We start from the raw sequence: 6,598 nt of genomic DNA on the forward strand, positions 1-6,598 counted from the left end.
CAGCGTCAGATGTATATAAGAGACATACTTATTATATTTAATTTTTTTTCGTTATTTTTATTTTTTATGTATTTTATTCAATTTTTTTTTAATTAAATATTATTTTGATTATTTTTTATTTATTTTTTAAAATATAATTTTTAAATACTATAATATATATATACATTAAGTGCATATTCTTCAATATGCAAAACATTGCATTTCAATTTCAATTGTTTTATTTTTCAGATTTTATTGATTAATATTTTATTTGGAGTTTTTTTTGTAATGTTTGTTGAAATAATATAATTAAAATTTAATATATGTTCTTAAATTTTTAATTTTAAAAAATATTTGTGTAATTATATTATTTTTGTTTATTTAATAATTTAGGAGGAAGAATGATCATGCAATATTTTAGAAAGAATTTTCTATTAGTACTACTTTTAGGTTTAATATTGTTAATAGCAATTCCATCTGCATTTGCTACATCAGTTGATTCTAATCTTACGTCAAGTTCATCTTCGAATGTAGTTTTAGAATCTAATATATCTCATGTTGAATCTAATATTAATAGTCCAAATATTGATATTAATGAATCTCATGTTGAATCTAGTGTTAATAGTCCAAATATTAATATTGATGATTCTCTTGATGTAAATGATAATAAAATTTTAAATAGTAATAATAGTATTAATTCTGATAATTCTAATCTTGTTGTTAAAAATAATTTATTAAAAGATTCTTCTAATGGGATAATCTATGTTTCATTAAATGGTAGTGATACTAATGGTGATGGATCTTTAGATAATCCTTATGCTACTATTAAATATGCTTTAACTAAAGTAAATAATACATGTAATGTTATTAAACTTTTTAATGGTGTATATACGGAATATGGATTTAATTTAAATAATGATGTTTCAATTATTGGTGAAAGTCAAAATGGAACTATAATTGATGGAAATAAAACAAATTCCATTTTTGTAGTTAATTCAAATCTTGTTTTAAAATCTTTAACACTTAGAAATGCTAATTCTAGAATTTATGGTGCAGCAGTTATTGTAAAGTCTGGTGCTACTTTAAATGTAGATAATTGTTCATTTATTAACAATACTGCTTCTGGTTCTGCTGGAATTGATAATTCTGGTACTGTATTAGTTAATAATTCATATTTTGAAGGAAATACTGCTTCAAGTCATGATGGTGGTGCTGTTTCTGGTGTAAGTGAATCTTTTACAACTATATTAAATAGTGTATTTGTAAATAACACTGCATATCGTGATGGTGGAGCAATAAAAGCAGATAATTCTACATTATTAATTGTAGGTTCTAAATTTGTTAATAATATTGCTTCAGGGTATGCAGATACTTTAGGTGGTGCTGTTTACGTTTATGGTGCAGATGCTAAAGTTTATAACTCTAGTTTTATTGGAAATTCTGTTGTAAATGGTACTGGTGCAGCTATTTATGCTGAATCTAGCTATTTCTCTCAAGCTTTTCTTGATGTTTCTAATTGTGTTGCAGTAAATAATTCTGTTAATAATGATTATGATTACCCTGATTATAGTGCAGTATTTGATTATGTTTATGCTTATGGTAATTTAACTTACTCTCTTATTTCAGATAATAAGGCACCATATGCTCTTGCAAATGCAAGTTCTGTTTTAAATATTGATTATAACTGGTGGGGTAATACCCAAGATAATAAAACCTTTGATTCTAACTTATTATATGATATTTCAGATCCAAATTATTGGTTAATATTAAGAATCAAGTACTAATACTTCAGATTTATATTGTGGTCAATCTGCTAATATTGATTTTTCATTAATTAACACTCAAAATAATGAAAAGATTAATAGTAGTAAATTTGTCTATGAGGTTCCTGTAAGTGTTAATGCTGTAAAAGGTGATGTAAGTTCTAATGATTTTTCACTTATTAATGGAATTGGAAATTTAACTTATACTGCTAATGATGTAGGTAATGGTTCTGTAACAGCAAATGTTTATGGTAGAAATATTACTGTAAACTTCATTAATAAGGCATATAACAATATCCTTTATGTTGATACTAAAAATGGTAATGATAAAAATGATGGTTTATATTGGACTTCTGCATTAAAAACATTAAAACAAGCTTTATTACTTGTTAATAGTTCTAATGGAAAATATGACACAATCTATGTTGCTGAAGGTACTTATTCTGAAGGAGAACTTAATATTACTAAAAATGTAACAATTACTGGTTTTGGTAATGTTTATTTTGATGGATTAAATAAAAGTGGTTTAATCTGTATTGTTGGTAATAATTTAAGTTTCACAGTAGATAATATTATTTTCATTAATGTTAATCCAAGTGCATATAATGGTGCAGCTATTACATCTGGTACTTCTTATAATTCCATAATTAATGTTAATAATTGTAGATTTGAGAATAACACTGGAAAAATGTGGGTTTCTGCTATTTACTCATTAAATGATGTTTTAATAGTTAAAAATTCAACTTTTATTAATAATGTTGGTAATTTTGGTGGTGCAGTATATTCTGCTAATGCATCTGTTTTTACTGATTGTATATTTATAAATAATAGTGCAAAAGGCGGAGGTTATGGTTATAACTTCGGTGGTGCTATTAGAGTACAAAATGGAGCAATTAATGTAACAAGATGTATATTTTATGGAAATAATGCATCTGCAGGTTCTGCAATAGAACTTTTCAGTAATTTAGTAAAAGAAGTTAATATAAATTATAATATTTTTGATAATTTCCCTGAAAATGTTACTGTAATTGATCAAAGTAATGTAAAAGTTCCTATTAATGCAAATTACAATTACTTTGGAACTAATTCAAATCCTTCAAATTTAATTGGTATAAATATCACTGCAGATTATTGGACAATATTAAATATTACTCCTCAAAAAGATAGAATCCTCGTTGGAGATGAAGTAGATTTAAACGTTGATTTTACTAAATATACTGATGGAGAAAATATTTCATCTTTATCTCAATCAATGCCAAATATGGATATTAGATTTAATCCAAGTTTAGGTGAGGTAAAACCAGATGAAATTAGTATTGAAAATGGAATTGCTAGTGTAAAATATATTGCAGTAAATGATGGTGATGAATCAATCATTGCTTATGTACCTATTAGTACATATTATATAGAATTTATTGTTAATGATTTAGAGTCTAATACTATTTATGTTTCAACAAATGGTAGTGATGAAAACGGTGATGGAACTAAAGATAATCCATATAAAACTATTGCTAAAGCTATTACTGCAAATGAAGATTTAGGTGGTAGTAGAACAATTTATGTTTTCAATGGAAATTATATCTTAAATTCACAAGATATTAAACATATTACTACAATTATTGGTGAAACTAATAATGGTGTTATTATAAATGGTGAATCTAATGATTATATATTAAATTCTTCATCAAATCTTAAAATTACAAATTTAACATTTATTAATGCTAAAACTGCGATTATTAATAATGGTAATTTAAGTATTTCTAATTCAAATTTCACAAGTAATAATCAAGGTGGAATTATTTCTAATGAAGGTAATGTTATAATTACTGATTCTGTATTTGTAAATAATACTAATATTAATGGTGGAGCTATTAATGGTAAAGATACTAACTTTGTAATTAATAACACTTTATTTGATAGTAATTCAGCAGATGCTTATGGTGGATCTATATATTTATTTAATTCAAGTATTGAATTAAATTATAATGATGTATCTAATTCTACTAGTAAATTAAATGGAAATTACATTTATTTAAATAGTAGTAAAATTATTAATCCATACATTAATTTCATGGATAATAGCAGTTATAAATTTGAATTTAATAAATCAACTCCTATATTAAATGCTACAGTTACTGATAATAGTGGAAATCCAATAAGTGGAGGAGAAATAAGTTTCTATTTAAATAATGATTTCTTTATTAATGTTCCTTTATTAAATGGTGTTGCAAGTTATAATTTTGATAATACTAAAATTGGATTCTATTTTGTATCTGGTAATTATTCAAATTCTTTAAATCCAATAATTAATACTGGTAATTTTGAAATTTATAAAAGTTATTGGTTTATTGGTGATAAAGGATATAAAACATTACAAGATGCAATTGCTGATGTTGAAGATAATCAAATTATTAAAGGTTTAGAAGGAGTTTATTATTATAATGATTCAGTCATTATTGAAAGTGAATATACTAAAGATATAACTACATTTACAATTACTTCATTAAATGGTGGAGAATTAATCTTTGATGGAAGTAATGTTTCTAATAAACCAATATTATCTATTGAAGATTCTGATTATAATATTACATTAAAAGGTTTAACATTTAGAAATGCATTTAATGAAGGTGATGGTGGTGCAATTTATAATCACGGTTATTTATACATAAATAATTGTACATTTTATAATAATAAAGTAATTGACCCATTATCTGGTACTTATATTGATTATAATAGAGGTGGAGCAATCTTCAATTATGGTGGTTATTTAATAATTAGAAATTCCACATTTACTAATAACACAGCACCTCTTGGAGGAGCAATATTCACTGGTGCAGATGTTGCTAATCGTTCATTTACAGATATTGAAAATTGTAAATTTATAGTAAATAATGGTAGTTCTTATAATGATGCAGGTGGAGCAATTTATTTATACTACACTCAATTGTATGTTAAAAATTCATTATTTGAAAATAACACTGCATTATCATTAAATAATTATTCATTTTACAAAGGCTCTGGTGGAGGAACTGGTGCAGCTATATATTTAAGAACTACTAGTGTAGCTTCAATTACAAATTGTGACTTTATAAGTAACCATGCTCTTTACTGGGGAGGAGCTATTAAAACATACAATAATGTTTCAAATATTAGTGATTGTAGGTTTATAAATAACTCTGCTCAATCTGGTGGAGCATTACATGGTTATTTCGGACTTATTAATAATTGTACATTTATTAATAATACTGGTGTAAAAGGAGAAGGTATTAATAGTAATACCATTCGTGGTGGTGCTATAGATTCTGAAGGTAAAAGTAATATTTATAATTCAACTTTCATTGGAAATACTGCTAATGAAGGTGGAGCTATTTTCACTGGATTTGGAAATGCTATAATTGATGGTTGTTACTTTGAAAATAACACTGGTGTAAATGGTGGAGCATTACAAAATTATCATAATGTTGTTAATGTAACAAATTCAACATTCTTAAATAATCAAGCTACTACTGGTGGTGCAATATATCATTCATTAAGTTATTATGGATCAGCTTCCCAATTTTATGTTGGTAACTGTTCATTTTTAAATAATGATGGAACTATTGGTGGTGCTCTTTACTTAAGCGGTAATACCTATAAAGGAAGCAATATTGTTTTAGATTCTAATAGATTTATAAATAACACTGCAAATGAAAATGGTGCAGCTATTTATTCTAATTCTAGTTTCATTGCTAATTATAATGTATTTATTGATAATCAATGTTTAGTTAATGGTTCATATTCAAATATAAGTAGTATTTATAAAAATGATACTAATCAAACTAATATGTCATTAGATTATAATTGGTGGGGTAATAATACTCCAAATTGGAATAATTTATTAGTAAATGTAAATGCTCCAGATATCTATTTAGTATTTAATTTAACCTATGAAAATATTACAAATGTTAATGATACTAAAATGATTATTGGAAACCTTTACTGGAATGGAACAAATAATAAAGATAATGTAAGTAAAGTTCCTATTAGATTTATAAGATTAGATACTTCATTAGATCCTAATGAAGGTAGTCTTGGTAAAAATAATGGAACTCTTGAAAATGGTTATTTCTCTACTACTTTAACAGCTCTTGCAGGTGAATATCTTGTAGTTGGTAAAGTTGATTATGAAGTACAAACCATTCAAGTAGTTATTAAAGGACTTAGAACTACTTATGTAATAATTGATACTCCAATTAATGGAAGTACAAACAGTACTTTAATTAATACTAAATTATCTGATTATTATAATAATCCAATTAAAAATAAAAATATAGAACTTATTATATTCTCTAGTAATAATGGTAGTCAAATGACTTATAATATTGTTACTGATGAAAATGGTGAATCTTTATTTGATATTAATAATTTAGACTTTGGAAATTATTTCATCATTGCTAACTTTGCAGGTGATGATCGTTATTCTAGTTCAATTAATTCAACTACATTTAATATTTCTCATCCTTATTCTAGTTCAATTATTATATCTGTAGATGAAAATAAAACTGTTGTAATTAGTTTAATTGATAATGAGAATAATCCTATTACTAATGCTGAACTTAAATATAGTATTAATGGTACTTCTGTAGGAACATTAATAACTGATGAAAATGGTCTTGCATATATTAATAATTTAAATGGTGAATTTAGAATCTTTGTCAATTATGAAGGTAATGAAACATTTTCTGGTTCAAATGCTTCTTCATTAATTGTAATTAAGAAAAAATTAGATACTAGTATAACTTGTAGTAATATGACTCAAACTGCTGTTGATTTCTATCATGGTGAACGTGGTGGATATTTCACTGCTATTCTTAAAG

The 6,598-nt window shown here is 25.0% G+C and carries 2 protein-coding genes; both read left to right on the plus strand.

The annotated features are described in order from the left end of the window. Window positions 1–380: 380 nt before the first annotated feature. Complete coding sequence (locus tag BGI41_RS05930; RefSeq protein WP_088539470.1) at window positions 381–1,763, plus strand: hypothetical protein; 1,383 nt, start codon at window positions 381–383, stop codon at window positions 1,761–1,763. Window positions 1,764–2,430: 667 nt separating this feature from the next. Further along, the coding region (locus tag BGI41_RS05935) for a hypothetical protein (protein ID WP_143744798.1) at window positions 2,431–6,598 on the plus strand (4,168 nt) is incomplete at its 3' end.

Source organism: Methanobrevibacter sp. 87.7 (assembly GCF_002208625.1).
Classification (GTDB): domain Archaea; phylum Methanobacteriota; class Methanobacteria; order Methanobacteriales; family Methanobacteriaceae; genus Methanarmilla.

Bases quoted from the DNA above. Each gene is read 5' to 3' on its own strand.
- BGI41_RS05930 (WP_088539470.1), top strand. From the start codon at position 381: ATGATCATGCAATATTTTAGAAAGAATTTTCTATTAGTACTACTTTTA.